Here is a 25,496-nt window from a genome sequence, read left to right as displayed (position 1 = left end):
GGGCGCCGTATGAAGCGAATGAAGCAGTGGGGCTGCGTGGTCGCACTGCTGATGTTCGCCGCCGTGTGCTGCGCCGTACCCGTATCGAACGCGATCGGCGCCTACGTGGCACTGAAGACGGGGGCGAGCGACGACGGCGGAATCGCCGAGGGCGGCAGTGCCGCAGACATCCCGGCGCGCATGCTCACCGCCTACAAGAAGGCCGCCCAGCAAGTCGGCCAGTACGTTCCGAAGTGCCAGGGCATGCGCTGGCAGGTTCTCGCCGGGATCGCCAAGGTCGAGTCCAACCACGCCATCGGTCACGGCATCGCCGCCAACGGCGACATCACGCCGAAGATCTACGGAGTTCTCCTCAACGGCTCCGGCGCCGGAGGCAACACCACCGCCGTCGCGGACACCGACGGCGGCAAATGGGACGGCACCGCGAGCGGGGAGCGTGCCGTCGGACCATTTCAGTTCCTGCCCTCCACGTGGGAAAGCGTCGGCAAGGACGGTAACGGCGACAAGGTCGCCGACCCGCACAACGCCGATGATGCCGCCCTCGGCGCCGCCGTCTACCTGTGCGGAGGCGGCCGGGATCTGACGCAGGGTTCGCCGCTCAAGGCCGCGATCCTGCAGTACAACCACTCGGATGCGTACGTAGCCGACGTGCTGGGGTGGATCGCCCAGTACACGACGGCCGCCAAGGACCCGGACCTGACGAACGTCACGGGCAGGGTCCGCACCGTCATCGAGGCCGCCCTCTCCCAAAGGGGTGTCCCCTACTCCTGGGGCGGCGGCAACGCGCACGGCAAGTCCTACGGCACCTGCTGCTCCCCCAGCGGCAAGAGCGGCACCAACATCAAGGGCTTCGACTGCTCCGGACTGACCCAGTACGCCTACGCAAGAACCGGCATCACCCTGCCGCGCGTCGCAGCCGCCCAGGCCGGTGCCGGCCAGCGGATCCCCGCCGGTCTCGGGCCGCTCTTCCTCAAGCCCGGCGACCTGATCTTCTTCGCCACCGCGCCCGGACGCGATTCCACGATCTACCACGTCGGGATCTACCTGGGCAGCGGACAGATGGTCAACGCCCCCCGACCGGGCACCGTGGTGCGCCTGGACGCCGTCGACACGATGTCCGGCTACGCGGGAGGAGCACGGCTCCTGTGACCACCACCCCGCGCACACCGCGTCTGCTGGTGCTGTCCACCGTCATCCTCGCCGTCGCCGGCATCGCCCTGCTGGGCGTGCCGCACGGTCAGGAACCGTCGACGCCGACGGTGGCGGTGGCGGTGGCGCCCACCGTGCACGCGTCCACGATCCCGTCCTCGGCGGCCGCTGCGTCCGCCACGGGCAAGCCGGCCGCCGGCGCGGTTGCCAGCGTGACTCCCTCGGCAGCGACACCGTCGGCCGTCGAGTCCGCACTCCCACCGCACGGCGAGGGCGTGGCCGGCGACGGGGCTGTCCAGCGGAACCTGGTCGCAGCCTGGCCCGCCGATCTTCCCGCCACCGACGAGCGGAAGTTGCTCGCCGCCGGCCGCGCGCTGCTGCGCGCGGACGCCACCGGCATCGGCCGCACCACGTGGCCAAACGTCTTCCCTGACTCGGACCGGTCGCTGGCCCCGGCGTTCGCCACCGCCCGCTTCCGCATCCAGGCCGCGATCGCCCGCCGCGACCACAGCCCCGACAAAGCGGTGGTCCATCTGGTGTGGGCCGGCACCGATCGCGGCGGCACCTTCACCGACCTCAACATCACCGACTGGCACTTCACCCGCACCATCAAGAAAGGAGCCGTGACGTGGACTCCGCAGCCCCGTACCTGACCGCCCAGGCGGACCAGACGGCATCCGGTCAGGCCCTCAGCCTCATGGTCGGCGTCGTTCACGCTGTCGGCTGGGTGATCACCTACTGGTGGGTGGTGGCCGCGGCCGCGGTCGTCGTCTGGACGGCGAGCGAGGTGGTGGTGCGCCGCCTGGCGCGCAAGGCCTCGGCTGAGCGAATGGCGTTGGAGCTCGTGCCGTCACGGCACTTCGACCCCGGTTTCGAGGAGATCTTCCGCCGGGGTGTCCAGCTCGCCCGGGCCTCGACCTCCATGCCCTGGTGGGCGCCGCGCCGGTCGAAGACGGTGCAGGTCCGGATGCGTGCGGATGGCTCCAGCCCGTTGCGGTACCGGATCGAAGGCCCCGCGGGCGGCGAACGCCTCCTGTCGATCACACCGTTCGGTCCCGCCGTGACCGTGAACCGGGTCCGCCCCCTGGCCGACAAGCGCCGTGACCACGTGGTGCGGGCGGAGTTCATCCTGCGCGGCAAGCCGACCGCACCCCTGCGGGAAGTCCCCCTCGCCCCCGACCCGCTCCAGCCGCTGATCGACGCCGTCTCCGACCTCCGCGCCGAGCTGGGTGACCTGGCCGAGATCCGCCTCGACATCCAGCGTGCCCCCAAATGGACACTGCGCGCGCGTCGTCTGCAGCTGATGACGGACGCGCGGCGTGCGGAGCGGCGGGAGGCCGCGCGGGCCGCCCGGTGGATACGGCAGGACGCGACCGGTATCGAGGACTCGCTGTCCTGGCAGTTGCAGCAGTTGGTGGCCGGGAAGCAGGGCGGGGGCGGACGCCGGCTGGTCATGCCGCCGGTCCCCCGCCGGGTCGACCCGCAGGAAGCGCTGGGCAAGCTCTTCGAGGACGACCACCTGGTGCGCGTGCAGCTGCTCGTGATGTGCGCCTCCAATGTTGAAGGGCGTGCCCAGGCCCGTCTGGCTCAACTCCAGGCCGCGCTCGACGTGTTCGGCGGCGGCTCACGCTGGGCGATGCGCGGCTGGAGGGCGGGGCCGTGGCGGTTCGGCGCCGACCACTGGCCGACCAGGCGGAGTTTCGAACGCCGCTGGAATCTGGGGCACTGCCAGCCGCCTCGCCCGAACTGGGTCCGGCTGGAGGAGCTGACCGGGCTGCTCAAGCCACCCACGGTGCACTGCCGCCTGCCGCTGCTCGCCGGCGACCTGCCGACGTTCGAGCACAAGAATCCCGACCTGCTGCTGCAGGGCATCTACCGGAGGCCCGACGGTCGCCGACGCCTGGTCGCCACCTACGCGAGCGAGACTCTGTTCGAGGTCGGGGTGGGCAAAGCGGGCGGCGGCAAAACCGAGCGTGCGCTCGCCCAGGCGATCGGCTGGGCGCACGCCGGCGGCGGGCTGATGTTCGTCGACCCGCACCGCGACTCCTGGCCACGGGCCCTGCCGTTCCTGGCCCACGACCACCTCATGCAGCGGATCGCTCTGGTCGACCTGAACGCCAACGGGCTCTCGCCGCAGCTCAGTTGCTGGAATCCGATCGGCATGCACCAGGGTCAGATAGCGCACGAGGTCGTCGAGGCGACCGCGGATGCGTATGCGTCGGTGCTCGGCTGGGACGACGCCACCGCTCCGCGCGCGCTCACCATCTTCACCGCCGCTCTGACGGTGCTGGTGGCTGTCAACGAGGCTGCCTGCCAGGCCGGGAGGCCCGAAGACCAGGCCACGATCTTCCATCTGAGGTCCCTGCTCACCGACCCGGACTTTCGCCTTCCGGCGCTCACCGCGGTCCAGGGGCGCCTGGACGAGGAGACCCGTTCCTGGTGGCGGACGGTGTTCCCGACGCTGCCGGCCGACGCGTTAGGCGTCGTCCTCAACCCGATCGCCCGCCTGTCCGCGAACCCGGTGACCCGGGCGTTCCTGGGGCAGCCGGCCGGCATCTACAACATCCGTGCCGCGATGGACTCCCGGATGATCGTGTGGGTGTGCCCGGGCGGCAACGGGCCCACCGACCGGCTCATCACCGCGCTCCTGGCCCGCGACCTGCTGCGGGCCGTCCGCTCCCGCCGCGACACCCCGGAAGCCCAACGGGTGCCGTTCCGCCCCTACTTCGACGAGCTCATCACCCTCACGGGCGCGGCCCCGGAGACGATCGCCGCAATGTTCGAGGACTTCCGCAAGTACCGGGTGCACGTCCACGGCATGACCCAGTTACTGGCCCGCCTGCCCATCCCGGTACGGCTCTCCCTGGTACAGAACGCCTCCACCCTGGCGTCGACCGCGGGCTCGCAGTCCGCGATCGCGCCGATCACCGCGGAGTGGGGCGACCGTCCCAGCCCGGACGTGGTCGCCTCCCTGGACCGGTTCGAGCACTACATGTCGCTGACCGTGAAGGGCCGTCGTGTGGGTCCCGTCCGGATCACCGGCCCGCACCTGGACGACGTCTTCGCCGACTACGCCCGCCCGGGCCAGGTCGCCGCACTGGCGCGCGCCGCCCGGGCCACGGCCGGCACAGCACCGCTGGAGACGCTCACGGACCGGGCCTCAGCCCAGCTCACCCGCGTGAGCGGCTTCCTCGCCCAGCTCGCCAACGCCACCCCATCGAACGTCCAGTTGACCAAGAAGGGATACAAGTGACCGCCACCTTCGAGACTGCGCCGACCGCCGGAAAGCCGAGCCCCGTCGAGCCGCTGCCGCATCAGATCCTGGCCGTGCTCGGCCAGCACCGGATGGCGACCACGAACCAGCTCCACGAACTGCTGCGGCCCGGCGTTGCACACCAGACCGTCTCCGCGCCGCTGAACAAACTGCGCCGCAACGGCCTGGTCGACTACACCGTGCTGCCGCAGTCCAACCGGTCCCGCGCCTGGTACCTCACCAGCGACGGCGCCCGGCTGACGAGGGACTTCCCCGCTCTGCGGGGACGACCCCCGTACCCGATCAACTCAGCCACCGCTGCCTCGCTGAAGACACCACACACCCTGACGGTGCTCCGCAGCCACCTCGCCTTCGTCACCGACGCCCGCCGGCGCGGCGACGAACACGGCCACCTGGACTGGACACCAGAGGTAGCCCACCCCCTCAGCGACGGCGAGCGGATCATCGCGGACGCGGTGATGCACTACACCCTCATCGGTGACGACGAGCGGACGAAGCTGCGGGCGTTCGTCGAGGTCGACCGTACAACCATGGGCAGCGAACGGCTCGCCTCCAAACTGATCGAGTACGCGCGGCTGTGGTCCTACGAGCCACAGCAGATCGGCCGCCCGCGCTCGCGGCAGGCCGCCGCTCCCGGAGCGGTGTGGCTGCGCTGGTATCCCGTCTTCCCCCGGGTGCTGTTCGTGCTGACCGGCGCCACCCGGTACGTCCTGGGCAACCGGATCAGCGACCTGAAGGCCATGGTCGCGGAACACCCCCTCGTAAGCGCCCTGGCCCGGCAGGTACCGATGGGCGCGGCAGTCCTGGAGGACCTCGAAGAGCACGGCCCCACCTCCGACGTGTGGATGCCGCTGGCCGGCGGCGAGCTGCGGCCGTGGACCCAATTGTGAGGCAGGGACGAGCTGGTACCCGGATGTCCGTCCTGATCGCAGCGGCTGCCTTGCCCGGCTCGCCACCGCGCCGTCACGCGCGCCTTTCGCGGCCGGCTCGTCGGCGCTGAAGCTGCTCCTCGCGAGCTTCGAGGAGCGCTTCCAGGTTGGGGTATAAGCGCGGCCAGGTATCGGGGGGCGCCAGGGTGCCGTGGCGCAGTGCCTTCACCGCGATCGCCAGGTGAACTGCCAGGTGGTGTTGTCCGATCACTGCGAGCCACCCGGCGCACCAGGGCAACGGCTGGGCGCCGTCGGGCTGTTCGAGGGAACAGTCCACGACAGGTGCCTCAAAGGTCGCTAGTTCGCGAGGTCTGCCGTTGGCGCGTGCCAGCAGATCCATGTCGTGATCCGATGCGGCTGTGAGATCGGTATCCGTACGCCACAGGCACCGGGCGCATGGATGGTCTCGTGAGTGGTACGTCGCGCCGGGCTCGAAGGCCAGGACCGTAACGTGGACCGCATCGTCGCTGTGCGGTCCGCTGGCGTGCTCCACGTTCGTCTCCCCATGGATTCGGCTGCCTGGTATCGGCCAGTTAGGAAGCGCTCTTCCATTCCTGTTCGCTCAGCGGAGCCCGGCTCAGGTGGGGCTGCTTCGGACCGAAGATCATGGGGATGAGCATGTCCGGCGAGAAGAGCCGCGTAGCTGGCGTCTCCAGACTCATCACGTCCAGCAGAGCCGCGAGCGCGCGTGGATTGCCGGTCCCGGTGGCCACCGCCTGGTCGACGAATCGGGCGAGGAGCCGCTCCAGTGCGTTGGGGGGTGTGTCGGTGGCGCCGGGGTAGAGGGCGTCCTGTCCGACGGCGAGGTCCCAGGCGGCGGCGACCGGGCGGGCGGCGGCACGCTGGAGGCGCTTGGCGGTGCCGGGTGCGGTGATGCTGGTGGTGCGCAGGATGTCCCGGACGGCTATCGCGCACTGGGCGGCGACTGTCAGGCCGTGGCCGTAGACGGGGTTGTAGGCGGCGATAGCGTCGCCGAGGACCGTGTAGCCGTCGGGCCAGCGTTGTGCCTTCTCGTAGTAGCGGCGGTGGTTGGCGGTGCTGCGTGTGGTGGCGATGTCTCCGATCGGTTCGGCGTCCTTGAGGAGTTGACCGATGACGGGGTCGCCGAGGTTGAGGGCGAAGTCTTCAAAGGAGCCTGGGTCGCCGGTCGGTTCTCCGCCGCGGGTTCCAGAGAGGGTGACGATCCACTGGTTGTCTTCGATGGGCAGGATGATGCCGCCCTGGCCGGGGGCCTTGGCTGGGTTGGCCTGGACGTTGATGAGCGGGAAGTTGTCGTTGGCGGTGGTGCCCGGGGCTCGGTAGCGGCGGGTGGCGTAGGCGACGCCGGCGTTGACTTCCCGCTCGGGAGCTTTGGGAAGACCCAGTCCTGCGAGCCAGGCGGGGCTGCGGGAGCCGCGGCCGGAGGCGTCGACGACGAGGTCGGCGTTGAGGGTGAGCTCATCACCGCCGGTGCTGACGCGCAGGCCGGTGACGCGGGTGGCATCGCCGACGAGTCCGAGCGCGGTGGTGTTCTCGCGGAACGTGACGTTCGCCAGAGCGCGGACGCGGCCGCGCAGCACGGAGTCGAGGAGGTCGCGAGAGCAGACGAGATTGCGGTGATGGGTCGCTTCGAAGCGCCGGAACCACAGTTCATTGGGGCTTCGGGAAACCATGTCGCCCATGATGCGGACGAGGCGGCCACCCTTGGAGACAACGTCGTCGGTGACGCCGGGCAGCAGGTCGTTGACGGCTTTAACTCCGCCGCTCCACACCAGGTGTGCGTGGCGGGCTTGCGGGACGCCGCGCCGGGGTTTGGCTCCGTCGGGTAGCAGGTCGCGTTCGACGATCGTGACGTCGGCGACCTCGGTCAGGGCGGCTGCCGCGAAGAGCCCAGCCGCGCTTGCCCCGATGACGACGACAGTAGGGTGGCGGTTCGTAGCACTACGAGGCATAGGTATCGGCGCTTTCTGTGGTCACCCGCTGGCGGATGCTGTCGACGAGACGGGGGCGGTGCAGGGCCTGCGCGATGGTGTCGATGTGCTCGTGGATGTCCGTGCCGAACTCAAGCTGCCGAGCTGTGAGGCTCTCTGGGCAGGGCCTACCGCCGCAGTGGGCGTCGATAGCTGCGCGGACGGTGACGGCACGGGCCACGTCGTGGGCCTTTTCCTCGGCGTAACCGGCCGGGGTCGCGCGGCACGCCCTCTGGTAAAGGTCCTGGTCGAAGTAGGGGGCTAGGACACGCAGCGCGTCGTGAATGCGCTGTTGGCGCTGCACCAGGCGGAGGTCCAGCGGTACCCAGAGGCCGAATCGAGCCCGGGCTGAGGAGGGTGTGACATCCCGCAGGGCCCGCCACAGTGAGCGCAGGCGCCAGTACTCGCGCCGGTCGCGGATCCACTTCTGCTGAAGGGGTCCGGCTTGGGGAACGATGAACCCCATGGCGACGAGGATGCCCGCTAGGAGGGCGAAGGGCGGCGCGATGTTGGTGCTGAGGCCGTCCCAGTTGTGACCCGACCAACGAGCACTGATCGCTGCCAGTTTCGCCCCGTCGAAGACGAGTCCTGAGGCGAAACCGAGCTGGAGGAAGACGACGCCCGATTTCAGCCAGCGGTTCTCAACCTCGGGGAACCACTTGACCAGCATGTAGGCGGCGACCAGGGACGTCACCATGTGGGCGCCCAAGTACAAGAGGATGTGCTCGCTCATCCAGGGAGTGCTGGCGTAGTAGGTATCGAGGTCGTAGATCCTCGGCTCGGGCACATGTGCCAGCAAGAACGTCACCCACAGCATGACGACGATGCCAGCGTAGATCCAGTAGATACGGCGCATCCGGCGCTGACGCTGGGGGGACGGTTCCTCCCGCCACCTCATGATCATGGTGAGGGCGGTGGCGCAGAACGCGGTCAGGAAGCTGTAGATCCAGGGTGATGCGATGTTGGGGACGCCGGTCAGATGGTTGAGCCGTTTGATGTTGACTGGCGTGACAGAGATGTTGACGGCCGTGGCGAAGGACAGCAGGAGCGTGGTGGCCTTGACGTTGGGGTCGCGCCAGGCCCGCACGAAGGTGGGTAATTTGAGGAGGACGGCGGTCGCCAGGAGCGCGGTGGGGATGGAGTAGGGGATGTGGAAGCAGAACGTCATAAGAGGTTGACGTCACGGTTGAGCAGGGAGAGGTTGATGCGTCCCTCGACGGTCGTGTCGCTGACCGGCCCTTGCGCGTACCGTCCCCTCATCCAAGGCCTCGCGGCTCGGCCGAGCAGGAGGCCGAAGGTCTCCGCGTCCACCTCGTGTTCGTCGGCGGACTGGGCCCGGGCCGTTACGGTCAGGAATGCCTCCCCGGACACATCGTGTTCGTCGAGGATCTGTTCGACGGCACGCCGGACCGCTTCGGGCGCCTGGGGGGCTCCGAGCACGCGGGCTGCCGCCGACACTCCGGCCGTGTGATGGTCTGTGCCGTCTTCCTCCTCGTGCCACAACTCGTGGCCGAGAATGACGAGTTGGGCCTCAGGAGCAGTGGCTTCCTCGACAACGATGAGCGATCGGTCCCCGAAGTCCAGGCGGACACCGGACATCCCGGCATCCGGCGGAAATGAATGGAATTTGAGCGTTATGGGCCGGCCGCCTTTACGGACGCTCATGGCCCGGCAGAACTGCCGCATGACGTCCCGGGGGTCGGCCGGACGCTGGAGTGTTTTCGATGCTTCCTCGCCCAGGGCGCTGAGCAGCGACTTCATCGCCTTGGTACTCATTTGCCGGACTCTCCCTCCTGCGGCAGCACCGATTGCAGCACTCCCTTGAGGACACGTTCGATCTGTTCTCGTGTCATGGAGCCGTCCTGCCTCATATGCGCGGTTTCCACGCCGTACTGGCGCAGGAGCAGCGCCAAAGCGTCTGTCTCGGGGACCTCCAACTGCCGCAGGGTGGGCAGCAGTACGCGGTTGAGCGCTTCGTCGGCCGGGGCCGTGAAGAAGCGTTCGCCGTCCTCGACTCCGAAGTACGCCGCCAAGTGATGCAGGAGGTCGATGTTCGGCGTCTTCTTTCCCTCGCAGACATTGCGGGCCCAGACGTCGGAGATCCCCAGCTCCGCATGGATGTCGGCGGCCAGTTCCGACATGCGTTTGCCGGTGCGGGCCAGGTAGGCGGAGCTGACGACCTTCAGGCGCGCGCAGACGCGTTCATTGACCGAATCGGCTGGCGGTTTGCGGCCCTTCAGCAGGCGGCCGATGACCACGTCCGGCAGAGCCGTCCTGGCGGCCAGTACCTGCGAGTCGAAGATGTCGGCACGCTTCAGGCCTTGCTCATTGATCAGCTCGTCCAAGCGCTGAAGCGTCTCGGGCAGTGAGATGTATGGCTCCAACGAGGTTCTCCCTACGGGCCCGTGGGGGCAGCGGCTCCTGCCTACATGTGCATGGGAGGGTACGCGCAAATTTCACTGTTCTCAACGATCGTTTATTGGCCATGTTCGATCGTTGAATTCCCGGCGTTCTTCACAGATGGGGCTAGACCCTCTCTCGGCGCCACAAGACGGCATCGCTCGACCATCCCGCGATTGAACGATCGTTTTGAATATCAGAACTATCGTTGACACACGGTGTTTGCGCGTTGCAATATCACGGGGCAGCGGAGGTGAATCGTCCGACTACCAGGCGTGATCACCGTCGTTGGTGCTGTCGGACCGCACCCAACCCCTGGGAGACACCCTTGCACGCGCCACGCACACCATCTGACACCCGCCGCGCGCGGTTTGGTTCCCGCCCCCGCGGTGTGGAACAGCTCCTCCCACTGCTTCCGGACGCTCTCCGAACCCCCTAAACGGGGGCTGCCGGAAGCACCGGGCGGGGGCCGGTCCTGTCCCACCGTCGCAGGACCGGCGCCCGCCCACGGTCCAGCAACCGCCGCCCGCCGGCCGTGCTCACGCATCGGACCGCATCCGCGCAGGCGCCAGCGTCACCGAGCAGCCAATCCGCACGGAAGACAGCGCGTGCAGCGCCGTCCGGCGCTGCGGGCCAGGTGCTGGACCTCCTCGGTACCCGTTCTCGCCGCACCAACCTCACAGGAAGGACGCGCTCATGAGCAAGTCACCGCTGACACACCGCGGCAGGCCGGGACGCCGAAGCCGTTGGCGTGCCACCTGGGCATCGGATGCGGTTATGCCCCGGCCAGCGACGCCGACCGAAGAGCACCTCCTGGTCCGAGAGCCGCAGGCCGCCCTGTCCGCCCTACCGCACCTCCCGGACGAGCCCTCACCAGTGAACCTGTTCAGAGTGCCCGCGGGTGAGGTAACCACTCCCTGGTTCGACCTGAGTCGGCTGCGCCGGATCCGTTGCACCGACGCGCCGCCGGAGAACACGCCATGACCACCGCCGCCTTACGAACCCACAGGCTGTCGGCAGCAGACTGGAACCAGTGGGCCGCATCTTTCCCGCCGGTCGCCGTCAGTGCGGCCGAGAGCGCACTCTTCGATCAGGCCGCCGCCCCGCACCCCGGTATGACCGCCATCGATCTCGCGTGCGGCACGGGTCAGTGGACACGCCAACTTGCCTCCTCGGGCATCGCGGTGACCGGCTACGACTTCTCCGACGAGGCCCTGCGGCGGGCCGAAGCGGCAGCGCCTTGCAAAGGCCTGTCGTACGCGCTCTGGGACATCGTCGCCGATCCGATACCCGGCCATCTGGCGCCCGGCAGCCTCGATGTCGTCACCTGCCGCTACGGCCTGCCGTATCTGGAACCCGGCCGACTCCTCACGGACGTGGGCCGCTGGCTGAAGCCGGACGGCGTGTTCTACGCACTCGTGCACGTCACCGCAGACGCTGACCGCAACGACGGCACCGAACGGAAGGCTCACGACGGCGATCCCGCGGGCCCGGCCCCGTTCGACCTCGGGCTCACCGAGGCGCATCTCGGCGACATCGGCGCCGGCTGGGCGCGTCGCGAAGTGCACCACCTCGACCACGGCCACCGGACGATCGTCCTGAGCGGGTACGGCAGCCCTCCTCCCCAGCATCCGCCGCCGGTGAACAGCCCCATCCCCACGGGACTCAAGCCGCCCGACCAGGTGCTCCACGACGGCGCACGTGCTCGGCCGGTCGCCCAGGCGGCCTTCTCCGTAGCCGTCGCCCGTGCGCACGGAGGTCCGGGCATATAGCCGGCCGGCGCCCCCGCCTGCGCCGCACAGGCCTGAGTGGCCGCCTTGACCGCTCCCGGCTCGTACCGGCTCCCCGTACCGGTCCGCGCCGGGAGCTACGGACGGGGGCCTGACTGACTGACCAGGCAGTCAGGCCCCCGTCACGTGCCCGCATCGAGTGCCGAGCCCAGTGGGTGAGATCCGGCAAGACGCACCTCGCGTCCGACCGGCCCCGCCTCTGCCTGGCGGCCTTCTTCCTGCGGACGTCCCGTTCCATACCGCTCGACCGGAGCACTCCGGGTTGAGGAGGAATCATGCGCCGCTTCCGTCGGCAGCGAGCAAGGGCCGACTTTGCCTGTCCCGCACCCAGGCACCGAGGGCTGTGCGTGCTGGAGATCGTCGCCGCCCAGCCCACCACCAAAAGTGCCGAGGCCCTGGAGACGGCGGTCGTGGTGCAAGGAACGTTCTCCGAGAAGGAACTCCACGATGTCCGCACGAGCCATCCCGGACGCTACGTCACGCTCGACGACAATGTTCTCGTCCTCTGGCCCGGCGGGCAGATCTCATGACATCAGGCCGCGCCGTATCGGCCGCCTCCTCACGCGAGCAGTTGATCCGGCGGAGCAACAGATCGTGCGCGAGGAGAGGGCAAGAACGCTCCGACCAGGACCATCTGCCAGAAGGGACGGACATAGCGCCATGCGAACGTGCTTCATCATCCCGCTGCGCAGACAACTACTCACACCGGTCCTTGCCGCAGGTCTGATCCTGGGAGCCTCAGGCTGCGCAGGCGTCGGCAACCAAGACGGCGGCGCGATGACCGCGGCTTCGGCAACCAGCGGCTCCGCCCCGCGCGAGAAGCAGGGCCTGGGCGGCACAGGGCTGGCCGAGCTCCAGGGCCAGAACGGCCTGGCCCTGACGATCACATCCGCCGACCGGGATCCGGCCGACTACCTCACCGTCCGCGGCGACCTCAAGAACGACGGGACCCAAACGGCCGTCGTACCCGCCGAGTTGCGCGGCGACGAGCTCGCCGTTCTCAGGACCGGACCGTCGCTGGCCGGAGCCACGGTCACCGACTTCGTGCAGCGCAAGCGCTACTACGTGCTGCGCGACACGAGCGGCCATCCCCTCACCACGACAGGACTCACCGCGCTGAATGCCGGGGAGAGCGTCCACGTCTTCATGCAGTTCCCCGCACCACCAACGAGTACGACCTCGGTCGGCTTCCAGCTCCCTCTGTTCGACACCGCGACCATCAACATCTCTGGGTGAGGTGAGGTACCCATGCGGCCACTACCGTCTCGCCTCACGGTCGGGCTCCTCGCGCTCACCACCCTGGCTGCGGCCCTCAGCGCGACCGCCGCCAGCGGTGTCCAGGAGACCGTGGCCTTCCCGGCCCATAGCGGCACCGGCCTCGTGCTGCACGGCGGTGCCACACTCGCCCCGCCCAAGATTCTCGACATCGGCTCGGACCCTGTCGCCGTCAGCCGAGTGGTCGCGAACCAGGACGGCTCCGAACGGCGCACGGAAACGAACACGGAGGTGACGTACGCGCTCCAGGCCGAGGTGCTGTTCGCCAAGGACAGCGCACTGCTGAGCGGTTCGGCGCAGTCCCGCATCGCCGCGATCGCCCGCGCTATCAGCCAGCAGCAGCCGGTGAGGGTCCGCATTTTCGGCTTCACCGACAGCCTCGGCTCCTCGGCCCACGGCGACGTGCTGTCCGCGCAGCGGGCCCAGGCCGTGCAGGGGGTCCTGGCCAACGAGCTCCCGACGACGGTCAGCTTCGAGACCCGGGGTTTCGGCGAACGTGATCCGGTCGCGTCGAACACCACGGAGGCCGGCCGGAGAGCGAACCGACGCGTCGAGATCTCCTTCTCGCGGACGTGACGTTGGCCGTAGGAGAGAGGCGGAGCCGGCACGACGAACCGACATCCAGTTCTGAACGTGACCAGGTACATCCCGAGTTGTACGAGTGAACTCACTGAACTAGCTGGGGAGTTGACCGGCAAATGCGCGAACTTGCGGCTCCGCAGACGCATCACCACAGCCGGCTCTGGCCGCCAACCCAGACCGCCGTGCGCCGACGACCGCCAGTGATCATGCCGCACCACGTCGTACGGGGAGACAATGTGACACGTGCACAACGACGCCCGGGAGGGCTCACCGCTGTCCGCATCCGGGAGTACGCAACCGCTGTACTGATCGCCGGCGGTCTGCTGCTGGTGACCGCCTGCGGAGGCGGCGGTGAATCCGGCTCGTCCGCCAAGAATTCGCCGCCGGCCAGGAGCACTTCTACGCCGCCGACCTCTTCCGCACGGACGGATCCGCAGGCTCAGGCCAAGGCCGCCGTTCTCACGGCGTACGACGGTTTCTGGGACGCCCAGGTCAAGGCGTACGCACAGGCCAGCATCAAGGGCACGGACCTGGAGAAGTACGGCACGAAGAAGGCCCTGGGCCGTGCCATGGGCGACGTGCTGGTCATGCAGAAGGCCGGCACCGCCACCACGGGCGCTCCGACGCACGACGCGAAGATCACGTCCCTGACGCTCACCGGCGCAACTCCGAAAGCCACCGTGCAGGACTGCCTGGACATCTCGAACTGGAAGACCGTCACGAGGAAGACGGGCGCCGTGCGGCCATTCCCGTCAAATCAGCCCTTGCGATACGTGACGACAGCTACGGCGGAGAAGTGGGGGAAACAGTGGATGATCACAGAGGTCACGCCAGACGGAACGCACACGTGCTGAACCGCTCCATCCTGGCCACAGTCCTGGCTACCGCAGCGCTCTGCACGCTGCCCGCGGCGTCGGCGAGCGCCGACGACGACCCGGTGATCGGTGGCGACTGCCCCGGCGCGAGCTCCTACGTCACGGTCTGCGAACAGCAGCCGGGAACCTCAAACGGGCAAAGCCCATCGGGCGATCCGACCGCCAACGGGTCGGACAAGGACACCCGCCCCCAGCTGTGCTCGGTGAAGCGCCTCGATCCTCAACCCCCCGCCAGCGATCCGGTCTGGGACGGCCACAAGCCCGGCGACGGAGCGATCTACACGCGCATCTGCCTGAGCGACGCACTCGCGGCCGCTGCAGGAGCACAGATCGTCTCCCAGGTCTTCTGGGCGGCACAGGCCCCCGCGGTCAACGTCGACCCCGAGCAACTGGCGCGCGAGGCCGTGGACCGGATGCTGCTGACCGGCCCGAGCATCGCCAGCCCGCGCGCCGCCGGACAGTACGTGGTCGGCGTACCGATGTGGATGTGGGTCAACGAGAGCCCCACCACGTACGGACCCAACACCGCGTCCGCGGCACTGGCCGGTGTGACGGTCACCGCAACAGCGAAGGTCAGCAATATCAAATGGTCCTTAGGTGATGGAAGCGCGCTCATCTGCGACGGGCCCGGCACCGAGTACGCGGCCACGTACGGCAAGCGGGAGTCCCCGACGTGCGGTCACACGTACAGCACGGCGTCCGCCTCTCAGGCCGGAGGCAAGTACGCCCTGACCGCGACAGCCAAGTGGACGGTCATCTGGCAGGTCGTCGGAGGTGCCGGAGAGACCGGCCAGTTCACCGAAACCCGTCAGTCCCAGATGCAGGTGGCGATCGGCGAACTCCAGGTCGTCAGATAACGCCACCGGAAGGATGAACGTTGAGCAGGACCAAGACCCAAGAACGCGCGGAGACAACAAGCGCGACCGGAGTCCCCCAGCAGGGGCAGGTGGCTGCACCGGTCGCTCCGCCACGAGTATCCGCCCGCAGGCGCCGACCGGGCGTGATCGCCCTGTCGCTGGCGCTGATCGCCGCTGGCGGAGCGGGTGTTGCCGTCTTGCTGCTGCAGGTCGGCCACCGCACCCAGGTGATCACCGTGGTCCGCGACGTCCAGGTCGGCCAGATCCTCACCGAACAGGACCTCGGGACGGCCTCGATCTCCCTGGACCCGGCGGTGAAAGCCGTCCACGCGGACGATGCGAAGTCGCTGGTGGGCAAGCGGGCGGCCGTGGAACTCAAGCCCGGCTCGCTGCTCACGCCGTCACAGGTGACGGAAGGCTCCCTGGTGAAGGCCGGGGAGCAGCTGGTGCCGATCGGGCTCAAGCCCGAACAGGTTCCCGCCACCAGCCTGGTGCCCGGCCAGAAGGTCGAGCTGGTGCACGTGCCCGCGCAGGACACCACGGACACCGACAAGGCGTCCGCCGCGCCGGAGACGATCACCGGGCGCGTCGTGAAAGCATCCAAAGCCGCCCCCGGAACCGGAATCGTCGTCGTCGACGTCGCGACCTCCGCCACCGACGGCCCCACCGTCGCCGCGTGGGTATCAACCAACGCGTTGCGTCTGGTCCTCACCGCTCCGGACGGCAGCTGATGGCGGTCATCGCGCTGACCGGCTGCGCCGGCGCACCGGGGGTGACGACCAGTGCGCTCGCGCTGCTGCTGTCGTGGCCGCTGGAGCCGGGCCGGAAGATGATCCTGGCCGAGTGCGATCCGGACGGCGGGGCCGTGCTGCACGGGCTGCTGCAGGGCACGCTCGGCGAACGGTACGGGCTGCGCAACCTGTCGGTGGCCGCCCGCACGGGGGAGTTCGGGGACGCCTTCTGGCGGCAGCTGATTGATCTGATCGGTGAGGACGGACAGCGGGGGTCACCGCGTGACCGGCTGCTGCTGCCGGGCATCACCGACCCCGCGCAGACGGCGAGTCTGGGCTCGGTGTGGAAAGGCCTGGCGGCCATGTTCCGGGGTATTGAGGCCGACTACGGCCACGACGTCCTGATCGACCTCGGCCGCAGCGGGGCCTTCGGTCCTTCCGGGGTGCTGGCCGATCAGGCTGATTCCGTGATCGTGGTGGTGCGCAACACCCTTCGGTGTCTCCAGGCAGCGCAAGCCCGGGTAACGGCGCTGGAAGAACGCGTCGGGGACGTCGGCCTGTTGGTGATCGACGAAGGCCCCTACCCCGCCGGCGAGATCCAGCGCGTGCTGCAGGTGCCCGTCGTGGCGACACTGCCGTACGCGCCGGAGGACGCCCGGGTGCTGTCCGACGGCGCCGAACAGCCCCGCCGCTTCACCAAGTCGCCGCTGATGAAGGCCGCCCGCACGAGCAGTGCCCTGCTGGTGCAGCGAGCCGCCGTACGACGCGCCCGCCTCGCGCAGCGCCGCGCCTTCGCCGGCGGGGAGGCGAACCGTGGACGCTAAGCCTCTACACCCCGATCCCTCCGTGGCTCCCCCGCCCGGCCGCCCTCAGCCGGCGTACCGGACAGAGGCCGGAACCGCTTCGAGTCCACACACGGTCGGCGCCACCGCACCGCAGATCACGGTCGACTACCAGGCCGCCCGGAACATCGCGGCCCAAGTCGCCCGGAAACGCGAGAAGTTACTCAAGACCGTCCCGGACATGGACCGGGACAGCGAGGAACAGCTCTGCCTGAACTGGATCAACGAGGCGGTCGCACTGTGGTCGGACGCGCACGCGATGACACCGCACGAGGACGGGGCGCTGCGGCGTGCCGTCTACGACCTGCTCTACCGGGCCGGGCGGCTACAGCCGTATCTGGACGACAAGCGGGTCGAGGACATCATCATCCAGGGCCCGCACGAGGTGTGGCTCGACTACGGCGACGGCGAACGCCGGATGGTTGGCCCGATCGCGGACTCGGAAGACGAACTACTCGAACTGCTAAGGGAGTTGGCCCGCGACTCCGGACACAACGAGCGGACCATCTCCACCGCCAACCCCACCCTCGCCCTCTCGCTGCCTGACGGCTCTCGCCTTCAGGCGATCACCGGGCTCGGGCCGATGACGTACGTGGTCATCCGCCGCCATCGCGTCTCGCAGGCCGACCTCAACGACGTGGTGCAGCTAGGGACGATCGACCCGATCCTGCGGGAGTTCCTCGGCGCGTGCGTGCGCGCGGAGAAGAACGTCATGATCGCGGGCAAGCAGAAGGCAGGGAAAACCACCCTGTTGCGGGCGATGCTCAAGGAGTTCGACCCGGAGTGCCGTTTCGGCACCGTCCAGACCGAGGATGAGCTGTTCGCCCACACCAACGGCTACCACCGCCAGGTCGTTTCTCTGGTCGGGCGCCAGTCCAATGGAGAGAAGGACGTCACCGGCCGTGGCGCGGGCGAGATCACGCTGCTGGACCTTATGCATCCCGCGCTGCGGATGTCGTTGGAGCGGATCGTGGTCGGTGAGGTCCGCGGCCCGGAGATCGTTGCCATGATGCAGGCGTTAACGAACGGGTCCGGCGGCAACCTGTGCACGATCCACGCGCGTCGCCCGGACATCGTCTTCGATCGGATCGCCGAGCTGTATGCGCTCGCCCAGTCCAACCTGTCGGAGCAGCTCGCGTACCGACAGACCGCCAACGGCCTGGACTTCATCGTCTACGTCGACATGAAGGACGAGACACGGATCGGTGGCCGCCGCCACCGCTACGTCTCCCATGTTCTGGAGCTGACCGGGATCGGCGAGTCCGGCCGTCCGGCGACCAATGAGATCTTCTCCCCCGGAACGGAGTTCGGGGATTTGCGGGCGGTGCCGCGCATGGACCCGGGCTGCATCGACGACCTGCGCCGGGTGGGCTTCGACTCCGGCCTGCTCCAACTGCCCTACGGGGCCTGGGAGCATCCGCTTGCCCTGAAGGTGGGGGCCGGCCGGTGATCCTGTTGTGGGCGCTGCTCAGTGGCCTGGCCGTCATCGGCGGTCTGCTTGGCGTCATCGCCGGTGTGGTGGGGACGTCGGCGCCGCGCCGGGACTCGCTGATCGAGTGGTGGAAGGCCGGCCGTGGCGGGGCGGAGCTGGGCGAGGCTGTCCGGCTTCGGCGGCGCACCCTGACGGTCGCGGCAGTGGTGGTGTTCGTGGCCGTGTGGCTGGTCTCCGGGAATTTCGTGGCCGGTGCGCTGCTGGGTGCGGCGGTGGTCGGAGTGCCCTGGCTGATCTCGCCGGCGCAGATCGCGCAGGAACGCATCGGGCAGTTGGAGGCGCTGAGCGCGTGGACGCAAAAGCTGGCCGGGCTGCTTCGGCTGGGCATGGGCCTGGAACAGGCGCTGATCGCAAGCCGACGGGGTGCCCCGGAGGAGCTGGCCGGGCAGATCGTCAACCTGTCCGACCGGATCCGGCTGGGATGGCGACCCGAGGAGGCCCTGCGTGCTTTCGCTGAGGAACTCGACGACATCACCGCCGACAAGGTGGCGGCCGCGCTGATCCTCTCGGTCAACGACCGCGGCCCGGGCCTCGCCCAGGGCTTGGAGGACCTGGCCTCGACCGTTCGCGAAGAGGTCGCCGGCAAGCGGAAGGTCGAGGCCGACCGGGCCAAGAGTCGTACAACCGTACGGTGGATGACGCTAATCACGCTGGGCATCGTCGTCGCCGGGTTCTTCGTGCCGTCCTTCACCCGCCCCTACAACACGCTGCTGGGCCAGCTGGCGTTGGCGTTCCTGACCGCCGGGTTCTTCGCCACGCTCGCCCTGATGCGCTCGCTGGGCACCTTCCGGCACATCGCACGGTTCCTGATCGCCGATGCGCGCAGCACCGTCCGCCTGCCCGCGCCCGTGGTGGAGTCGGCCGCGGAGCGCCAACTTGAAGGAGTCGGTCCGTGAACCTGCTTCCTGTCGTACTGGCTGGCGGCACGGTGGGTGCCGGCGCCGCCCTGTTCGTGCGTGAACTCCTGCAGCCGCAGCCCGCGTTGGCGGCGGCCTTGCAGCGCACGGGGCCCGCGAGTCTGAGCATGCCCGAACCGGAGCTGGACCGGGAGGAGGTGTGGGGGCGTTGGCTGCTGGCCCACCTCGAGCACCTGCCCGGCGTACGCGTCCCGGCCAAGAACCTCGCCCTCCTCGGACAGGGGCGGGGGCAGTTCATGCTGAGGAAGACGGCGCTCGCCGCGCTCGGCGTGCTGTGCCCCGTGCTGGTGTCCGTCCCATGGATCATCGCGGGCGTCTCCCTGCCCTTCTACGTGCCCGCAGCCGCCGGACTCGCCATCGCCGCCCTCCTGTTCATGACGCCCGATCTTGCTGTACGCGACCAGGCCAAGCGGGCCCGGGAGGAGTTCGCGCACGCCCTGTCCGCCTACCTCGACCTGGTGGCGCTCAAGCGGGCCGCCGACGCCGGCCCGGCAGAGGCACTGGAGAAAGCCGCCCATGTGGGGCGGGGCTGGCCGTTCCTCTATCTGCAGGGCGCGCTGCGCCGGGCCCGGCTGGAGAAGATCCCGCCGTACCAGGCGCTGTCCGAACTCGCCGACGAGTACGGCCTGCCCGTCCTGTGCGATGTCGCCGACATCATGCGCGGCTCGGCCACCGACGGCGCCGCCGTCTACAAGGCCCTGCGGGCCCGCGCCTCCGCGCTCAACACCGAGCTGCTCGCCAACCAGGCCGCCGAAGCCAACGCGGCCAGCGAGAAAATGACCGCCCCCGGCGCTCTCCTCGCCGTCCTGGTCATGCTGCTGATGGCGTTCCCCGCAGTGATCCGCATGCTCACCGTCTGACCCTTTTCGACCTTCGAACTCGCTCAACCTGGTGGAGGAGCACGCCCGATGAAGTACACCGCCCTACGGTCCAACCGCGCCGTCCGCTGGCTGACCACACGTTTAGAAGAGGCCTCCCGACAGCCGGACCGTGGCGATATCAGCATCACCACCGTCATCATCTGGGTCGCCGTCGTCGGCGGCGCCCTGGCGATCGCCGGCACGATCGCCGTGGTGATCGCGAAATACAACCTGAGCCTGAGCGGGATCTGATGCCGAGCGGCGCCCGTATCCGGGCCTGGTGGCGTGGGCGGCGCTGGGGAGATGACCGCGGGGACGCCTCCATCCAGATGGCGATCGTGTTCCCGGCCATCCTGCTCACCACGATCGCCGTCATCCAGGCCTCCATGTGGTACTACGCACGGGAGATCGCCCTGACCGCCGCCCGCGAAGGCCTCACCGCGGCCCGCGCCTACCAGGCATCCCCCGCCGACGGTGCAGCCCGGGCGGACGAGGTACTCGGACGGAGTGCGGGTGACAGTCTGCGCAGCTACGGCGTCTCAGCCAGGAGCGACGGACAGCGTGTGCGCGTCGAGGTGTCGGGTACAGCGCTGTCGATGATCCCGGGCCTGTCGGGCCTCAAGATCTCTCAGTCGGCGTCGGGGCCCGTTGAACGCTGGACGACAGCCGGGGGGTGAATCCGTTGCGTACCAGAACCCGTTGGAAGCGGGCGGCCGGCCGGGACGAGGGCAGTGTCGCGGTCGAGGCCGCCATCGTCTTCCCTCCGCTGATCATCTTCCTGTGCCTGGCGATCGCCGGCGGACGCCTCGTCACCTCCGGCGCAAAGATCGACGCCGCGTCCGAGGACGCGGCGCGGGAAGCGTCCATCCACCGCACCGTGGCGGCCGCGCAGGACGCCGCGCACACGGCCGCCCTTGAGTCTCTGGACGATCAGGGCATCAAATGCGCATCCGCCAGCGTCAGCGTGAACACCAGCGGGCTCAACGTGCCCGTGGGGCAGGTGGGAACGGTCACCGTGACCGTGAACTGCACGGTCAACCTGTCCGATCTGCTGCTTCCAGGCGTGCCCGGTGCCCGGACCCTGACGTCGACGGCGACGTCAGTCGTTGATCAGTACCGGCAGCGGGGGGACTTATGATTTTGTGGCTGACGGGCCAGTACCGGGGGCGATTGGACGACCGGGGCGGCGTCACCATTTTCGTCGCCGTGTGCGTGGTCGCCCTGCTCGGCATCATCGGCATCTCCATCGACGGCGGCAGCAAAATGCGCGCCACCGAACGCGCCGACTACATCGCCGGCGAGGCGGCCCGGGCCGGCGGGCAGGCCATCGACCCCGCGCAGGCCATCACCGGCAAGGCGATCGTGATCGACCCGCAGGACGCACAGGCCGCCGCCCAGGCCTACCTGCGCTCCGCCGGTGCGACGGGATCGGTCAGCGTGTCCGGTGACGGCAAGACGCTCACCGTCACCGTCACCGACTCGTACGCAACCAAGATCCTGCCCGTGGTCGGGATTGGCCATCTCGCGGTGACCGGCCACGGCGAAGCGACCCTCCTGCACGGCGTCACCGCACCCCAAGGAAACTGAATGCGCGCCCCCCGCTCCCCCGCCGCCGCGCACTCCCTGACGGCCCGGATCGTCATCGCGGCTGGCAGTCTGCTGCTCCTGGCGGGCACGGTCGCCGGGCTACCACTGCTCCTGACCTGGGTGACCCCGATCCTGTGGGCTGCCGGGCACGACGACCTCACCCACCTTCTGGACCGGCAGGACACCGGCGGGGCGTTCCTGCTGCTGCTCGCCGCCGTGGGATGGATCGGGTGGGCACAGTTCACGTTCTGTGCCATACGGGAGTTGAGCGCGCAGCTGCGCGGCCGGTCCTGGCACGCTCCGCGCGGGCTGGGTGCCTCGCAGCGCGCCGCGGCCGTCCTGATCGGCGGGATCCTGGTGCTGCTGCCCACCGGCTCCGCGCTGGCCACCCCCGCACAGGCCGCGCCGAGCGCCACGGCCGTCCGACTGCCGGGGGCGGTGGGCACACAGACGACGGGCGCGGACCGGGCGGTGTCGGGCGCCGACCGCGTGCAGAACACGACGTACACGGTGCGGGAGGTTCGGCCAGCGGAGAGCCTGTGGAGCATCGCCGAGAAGGAACTCGGCGACGGCGAGCGGTGGCGGGAGATCGCCGACCTCAACGAGGGCCACGCCATGGCGGGTGGCGAGGTCTTCCGCGCGAACAGCTTCCTGCAGCCCGGCTGGCAGCTCAGGATGCCTCATACCTCCGCCGGAGCAGGAGGCCTACGTACGCAGCGGGGCGTGGACAGTCCCGCTGCCGCCGACGGCATTGAGCACGTCGTCACGGTCCACGCAGGCGACTACCTGTCGAAGATCGCCCAGGAGGAGCTCGGCGACGGCAGCGACTGGCCGAAGCTGTACGAAGCCAGCCGGGGCAAGGCGCAGCCGGGCGGGCTGCCCGCCATCACCGACCCGGATGTGGTCTACGCGGGGCAGCAGGTCACCGTGCCCGGCGTCGAGGCCGCCCAGCACGCCCCACCACGCGACAGTGACGACGGTGAGAAGGCAGCCGACCAGGAGGCCACGCCCCCGGCCACCCAGACGCCCGACAGTCACAAGCCGGGTGATGACGCGGAAGATGGGCAGGCTCCGACACCGGGTACCACCACGGCGCCCGCGCCGGAGTCCACGCCGTCCAGTATCCCGAGCAGCCGTTCCGCCAGGCAGACCGGGCAGCCCGGGCAGGAGCAGCCTCCTTCCACGACGCCCGCGCCAGGCACCAGCTCCGCTCCCTCTGTTGCCTCGCCGTCAGCGTCGTCCGCGGCATCGAAGTCCGCTGCCCCCTCTTCCGCCGCCACAGTGTCCGCAACGCCGGCACCGACTCCGGCCAGCAGCCCGCTGAACCTCCGTACCGTTCTCGGCGCCGGCGCGCTGCTGGCGGCCGCCGTCACCGGCGCTCTGGCCCTGCGCAGGACGCTGCAGCGCCGCCGCCGCAAACCGGGCGAGACGATCGCCATCGCGCCGGAACCCTCTCCGGCCGAGGCCCAGTTGGCGGCGGCCGCCGAACCAGGCGGCGCTGCCCGCCTGGACGTGGCCCTGCGCACGATGGCCTACCAGGTGGGCCAGGAGGGGAACGAGGCGGTCCTGCCGCCACTGCGGGCCGCGCGGATCGGTGCGCGCTCGGTGGAGGTACTGCCCGAGGACCTGGCCCAGGAGCCACAGGCGCCCTTCACCTCCGGGAAGGCCGCCTGGTGGGACCTGCCCGCCGACGCCGATCTCCTCGACGAGGAGACGGCCCACCAGGTGCCGGCGCCGTATCCGGGGCTGGCCACGATCGGCAGCACCACAGCGGGCGACCTGGTTCTCCTCAACCTTGCCCGCGTGCCCGCCGTACTCCTGGACGGCAACCCGCTCCACATCACCGAGGTGTGCATCTCGCTCGCCCTGGAACTCGGGATGAGCCCGTGGGCGAGCGACGTCGAGGTCGTCACCGTGGGGTTCGGTGAGGATCTGCCCGGACTGTTGCCCACCGCCCGGATCGCGTACATGCGGCAGGCCGCACACGCGCTGCGTGATCTGGGCGAGCGGCTGCTGGAAGTGCACCAGTTGCCCGAGACCGCGCATCAGCCCTATCTGCTGCTGTGTGCATCGGCGCTGGACGCGGACACGGCCTGGGAGTTCGGCGAGGTCATCGACAAGGCGAGAACGGTCCCCGTCACCCTGATCGCGCCGGCGTCGTCCGCGGCCGCGCACTTCCCCGAAGCAGAGATCCTCAACGCCTCGCTCAGCACACCGCAGCCCCTTGACTCCGTCGGTACCGACATCACCGTGCAGCGCCTGGAGAACGCCGCCTACCAGCAGATCACCGACGCGCTGACGTTGTCCGCCCAGTCAGCCCACCCGGCAGAGGCGCCCTGGCAGAACGTGCCCGCCGAGCCGGAGGAGGCTGACAGCGCGGCGCCGCCCCAGCAGACCACGCCGACGCAATCCCCGGCCCGGTTCAGGGCCGACGACGCCACCACGAACCCTACGACGACGCCCGCACAGGACGGCGACAGCGGCATCTTCCCGGCCCTGATCGTCGCCGCCACCGACCCGTCCGTACTCCGGCTGCTGCCCACCACCCAAGCGTCGCTACAGACCGAGCCCGACGACTCGAGTGCCGACTCGAGTGCCGACTCGGGTGCCGGCTCGGTGGCGCCCGCCGCCGCGGAGGTTGCCGAGGCTGACGACCGGGGCAGCCGGGCCGGAGTCCCTCTGCCGGAGGCGACGCAGGGGTACGAAGCCCATGACCTGCACGCGCCGGAGATCCGGGTCCTGGGACCGGTCCACGTGACCGGCGTGGAACGCACCGGCCACGGATCGCGCATGGCACAGCTCGCCGCGCTGCTCTACTTCCGACCCGGACGAGGCGCGGATGTTCTGTGCTCCGACATGGATCCCGTCAGCCCGTGGTCGAGCGCCACCCTCAACGCCCGTATGCAGGGCCTGCGCAGCTCCCTGGGCAACGACCCCGACGGCAACCCCTACGTGCCACGCCGCAAAGCCGGCGACGACCCCTACCGGCTCTCCCCCGGCGTGCGCTGCGACTGGACCCGCTTCCTGCAACTCGCCGAACGCGCACTGCCCCGTGGGCCGTCCGGCCTCCCCGATCTGGAACGGGCACTCGCCCTCGTGCGGGGGCGGCCGTTCGGCGGCAGGCCACTGCCGTGGGCCGAGCCCTACCAACAGGAAATGATCACGCGCATCGTCGACGTGGCACACACCATCGCCACCTACCGCACCCCCACCGGCCCCCACCACGATCTCAACGCCGCCCGCCAGGCCGTCGCGACCGGCCTCGACACCGACGAGACGGCAGAGCTGCTGTACCGGGACTGGCTCCGCATCGAAGCCGCAGCCGGCAACCGGCAAGGACTGCACACCGCCATCACCCGCGTCCAGCAGGTGAATAGGGCGTTGGACTGCTCACCGGAGCCGGAGACCGAGCAGCTCATCAACGACCTCCTCGGCATACCGCACCCCCATGGGACGCAGCAGCGATGACCCCAACCCGACCAGCGCCAGCGCCCTCACCGCTGACCTCCACACCACTCCCACCCACCAGGGCTGGCCTCGGGCCCGAGCCAGGACCGGCACCGGCACCGGCACCGGCACCGGCACCGGACGACGATCCAGCGCGGGCTGACGTCTTCCCGTCAGACCCGCTCAGTGCACCGGCCGCGCTCAGCCGCGCCCAGCGAGCACTCATCGGCGTGGTGGTCTCCGGCGCGATGGTCATCGCCGGTATCGGCTTCGCCGGTTCGTACGCCGCCGTGCGCGAACTCGCCCTGAAAAAGGGCTTCGGCAACTTCGCGTACGTCTTCCCGGTCGGTATCGACGCGGGTATCTGCGTCCTGCTCGCCCTGGACCTGCTCCTGACCTGGATCAGGATTCCCTTCCCGTTGCTGCGTCAGACGGCGTGGTTGCTGACGGTCGCGACGATCGCGTTCAACGGCGCGGCGGCCTGGCCGGACCCGCTGGGTGTCGGTATGCACGCGGTGATCCCGATCCTGTTCGTGGTCT

27 protein-coding genes are annotated in these 25,496 nt (G+C 69.4%); 22 read left to right on the top strand and 5 right to left on the bottom strand.

Annotated features, from left to right (window positions below):
- The first annotated feature begins 9 nt into the window (after positions 1-9).
- Genes OO70_RS48895 through OO70_RS48880 form a run of 4 tightly spaced genes read left to right on the top strand, consistent with a single transcriptional unit; the run spans position 10 to position 5,313 of the window.
- Positions 10-1,149, top strand: coding sequence for a C40 family peptidase (locus OO70_RS48895; RefSeq protein ID WP_234337134.1), 1,140 nt, complete (start codon positions 10-12; stop codon positions 1,147-1,149).
- Complete coding sequence (locus OO70_RS48890) at positions 1,146-1,802, top strand: hypothetical protein (RefSeq protein WP_043687622.1); 657 nt, start codon at positions 1,146-1,148, stop codon at positions 1,800-1,802. The genes OO70_RS48895 and OO70_RS48890 overlap by 4 nt, the downstream gene beginning before the upstream one ends.
- Positions 1,778-4,402: a type IV secretory system conjugative DNA transfer family protein gene (locus tag OO70_RS48885; protein WP_043687619.1), complete on the top strand. Its 2,625-nt coding sequence runs from the start codon at positions 1,778-1,780 to the stop codon at positions 4,400-4,402. The genes OO70_RS48890 and OO70_RS48885 overlap by 25 nt, the downstream gene beginning before the upstream one ends.
- Positions 4,399-5,313, top strand: a complete 915-nt coding sequence (locus tag OO70_RS48880; RefSeq protein WP_043687617.1) for a replication-relaxation family protein — start codon at positions 4,399-4,401, stop codon at positions 5,311-5,313. Before OO70_RS48885 ends, OO70_RS48880 begins: the two co-directional genes overlap by 4 nt.
- Before the next feature lie 73 nt (positions 5,314-5,386).
- Here OO70_RS48880 and OO70_RS55105 read toward each other — a convergent pair whose 3' ends face one another.
- Genes OO70_RS55105 through OO70_RS48860 form a run of 5 tightly spaced genes read right to left on the bottom strand, consistent with a single transcriptional unit; the run spans position 5,387 to position 9,646 of the window.
- Complete coding sequence (locus OO70_RS55105) at positions 5,387-5,845, bottom strand: DUF6283 family protein (RefSeq protein WP_158711656.1); 459 nt, start codon at positions 5,843-5,845, stop codon at positions 5,387-5,389.
- Positions 5,846-5,885: 40 nt separating this feature from the next.
- Positions 5,886-7,283: an NAD(P)/FAD-dependent oxidoreductase gene (locus OO70_RS48875; protein ID WP_043687614.1), complete on the bottom strand. Its 1,398-nt coding sequence runs from the start codon at positions 7,281-7,283 to the stop codon at positions 5,886-5,888.
- Entirely contained in the window at positions 7,273-8,469 is a 1,197-nt protein-coding gene (locus tag OO70_RS48870) for an MAB_1171c family putative transporter (protein WP_043687611.1), read from the bottom strand. Before OO70_RS48870 ends, OO70_RS48875 begins: the two co-directional genes overlap by 11 nt.
- Complete coding sequence (locus OO70_RS48865) at positions 8,466-9,077, bottom strand: hypothetical protein (RefSeq protein ID WP_051742434.1); 612 nt, start codon at positions 9,075-9,077, stop codon at positions 8,466-8,468. The genes OO70_RS48870 and OO70_RS48865 overlap by 4 nt, the downstream gene beginning before the upstream one ends.
- Complete coding sequence (locus OO70_RS48860) at positions 9,074-9,646, bottom strand: hypothetical protein (RefSeq protein WP_234337133.1); 573 nt, start codon at positions 9,644-9,646, stop codon at positions 9,074-9,076. The genes OO70_RS48865 and OO70_RS48860 overlap by 4 nt, the downstream gene beginning before the upstream one ends.
- A 1,035-nt stretch (positions 9,647-10,681) precedes the next feature.
- Here OO70_RS48860 and OO70_RS51630 point away from each other — a divergent pair.
- The 18 genes from OO70_RS51630 to OO70_RS54295 form a co-directional block, all read left to right on the top strand.
- Positions 10,682-11,473 (top strand): class I SAM-dependent methyltransferase, encoded by a 792-nt coding sequence (locus OO70_RS51630; protein WP_051742432.1) that lies wholly within the window; start codon positions 10,682-10,684, stop codon positions 11,471-11,473.
- A 365-nt stretch (positions 11,474-11,838) separates the two neighbouring features.
- On the top strand, positions 11,839-12,021 hold the full coding sequence (locus tag OO70_RS48850) for a hypothetical protein (RefSeq protein WP_043687605.1): 183 nt from the start codon (positions 11,839-11,841) through the stop codon (positions 12,019-12,021).
- A gap of 130 nt (positions 12,022-12,151) precedes the next feature.
- Positions 12,152-12,727, top strand: coding sequence for a hypothetical protein (locus tag OO70_RS48845; RefSeq protein WP_043687602.1), 576 nt, complete (start codon positions 12,152-12,154; stop codon positions 12,725-12,727).
- A gap of 12 nt (positions 12,728-12,739) precedes the next feature.
- Positions 12,740-13,342 carry an OmpA family protein gene (locus OO70_RS48840; protein ID WP_043687600.1) on the top strand — a complete coding sequence of 201 codons (603 nt, stop codon included), beginning with the start codon at positions 12,740-12,742 and terminating at the stop codon, positions 13,340-13,342.
- 242 nt (positions 13,343-13,584) lie between these two features.
- Positions 13,585-14,202 (top strand): hypothetical protein, encoded by a 618-nt coding sequence (locus OO70_RS48835; protein WP_199827555.1) that lies wholly within the window; start codon positions 13,585-13,587, stop codon positions 14,200-14,202.
- Positions 14,196-15,080 (top strand): ATP/GTP-binding protein, encoded by an 885-nt coding sequence (locus OO70_RS48830; protein ID WP_078651895.1) that lies wholly within the window; start codon positions 14,196-14,198, stop codon positions 15,078-15,080. The genes OO70_RS48835 and OO70_RS48830 overlap by 7 nt, the downstream gene beginning before the upstream one ends.
- An 89-nt stretch (positions 15,081-15,169) precedes the next feature.
- Positions 15,170-15,811 carry an SAF domain-containing protein gene (locus tag OO70_RS48825; protein WP_043687598.1) on the top strand — a complete coding sequence of 214 codons (642 nt, stop codon included), beginning with the start codon at positions 15,170-15,172 and terminating at the stop codon, positions 15,809-15,811.
- Positions 15,811-16,635, top strand: a complete 825-nt coding sequence (locus OO70_RS48820) for a hypothetical protein (RefSeq protein WP_043687597.1) — start codon at positions 15,811-15,813, stop codon at positions 16,633-16,635. The genes OO70_RS48825 and OO70_RS48820 overlap by 1 nt, the downstream gene beginning before the upstream one ends.
- The gene (locus OO70_RS48815) at positions 16,625-18,103 is read left to right on the top strand and encodes a CpaF family protein (RefSeq protein ID WP_043687595.1); all 1,479 of its coding nucleotides are present in this window, start codon (positions 16,625-16,627) and stop codon (positions 18,101-18,103) included. Before OO70_RS48820 ends, OO70_RS48815 begins: the two co-directional genes overlap by 11 nt.
- On the top strand, positions 18,100-19,041 hold the full coding sequence (locus OO70_RS48810; protein ID WP_043687592.1) for a type II secretion system F family protein: 942 nt from the start codon (positions 18,100-18,102) through the stop codon (positions 19,039-19,041). Before OO70_RS48815 ends, OO70_RS48810 begins: the two co-directional genes overlap by 4 nt.
- The gene (locus OO70_RS48805; RefSeq protein ID WP_043687590.1) at positions 19,038-19,922 is read left to right on the top strand and encodes a type II secretion system F family protein; all 885 of its coding nucleotides are present in this window, start codon (positions 19,038-19,040) and stop codon (positions 19,920-19,922) included. Before OO70_RS48810 ends, OO70_RS48805 begins: the two co-directional genes overlap by 4 nt.
- Positions 19,923-19,970: 48 nt before the next feature.
- Positions 19,971-20,174 carry a hypothetical protein gene (locus tag OO70_RS48800; RefSeq protein ID WP_043687587.1) on the top strand — a complete coding sequence of 68 codons (204 nt, stop codon included), beginning with the start codon at positions 19,971-19,973 and terminating at the stop codon, positions 20,172-20,174.
- Positions 20,174-20,599 (top strand): TadE/TadG family type IV pilus assembly protein, encoded by a 426-nt coding sequence (locus OO70_RS48795; RefSeq protein WP_234337132.1) that lies wholly within the window; start codon positions 20,174-20,176, stop codon positions 20,597-20,599. The genes OO70_RS48800 and OO70_RS48795 overlap by 1 nt, the downstream gene beginning before the upstream one ends.
- A 5-nt stretch (positions 20,600-20,604) precedes the next feature.
- Positions 20,605-21,060, top strand: a complete 456-nt coding sequence (locus OO70_RS48790) for a TadE/TadG family type IV pilus assembly protein (RefSeq protein WP_043687644.1) — start codon at positions 20,605-20,607, stop codon at positions 21,058-21,060.
- On the top strand, positions 21,057-21,509 hold the full coding sequence (locus OO70_RS48785) for a pilus assembly protein TadG-related protein (protein WP_051742430.1): 453 nt from the start codon (positions 21,057-21,059) through the stop codon (positions 21,507-21,509). Before OO70_RS48790 ends, OO70_RS48785 begins: the two co-directional genes overlap by 4 nt.
- Positions 21,510-24,977, top strand: a complete 3,468-nt coding sequence (locus OO70_RS48780) for a LysM peptidoglycan-binding domain-containing protein (protein WP_043687581.1) — start codon at positions 21,510-21,512, stop codon at positions 24,975-24,977.
- Positions 24,958-25,119 (top strand): hypothetical protein, encoded by a 162-nt coding sequence (locus tag OO70_RS55630; RefSeq protein ID WP_199827556.1) that lies wholly within the window; start codon positions 24,958-24,960, stop codon positions 25,117-25,119. The genes OO70_RS48780 and OO70_RS55630 overlap by 20 nt, the downstream gene beginning before the upstream one ends.
- Positions 25,120-25,186: 67 nt before the next feature.
- Positions 25,187-25,496: DUF2637 domain-containing protein (locus OO70_RS54295; RefSeq protein ID WP_043687578.1), on the top strand; the 310-nt coding region annotated here is incomplete at its 3' end.

This window comes from Streptomyces xylophagus, assembly GCF_000716435.1.
Classification (GTDB): domain Bacteria; phylum Actinomycetota; class Actinomycetes; order Streptomycetales; family Streptomycetaceae; genus Streptomyces; species Streptomyces xylophagus.
Note: the sequence above shows the minus strand (reverse complement) of the source record. Positions and strands in the feature narration are given on the sequence as shown.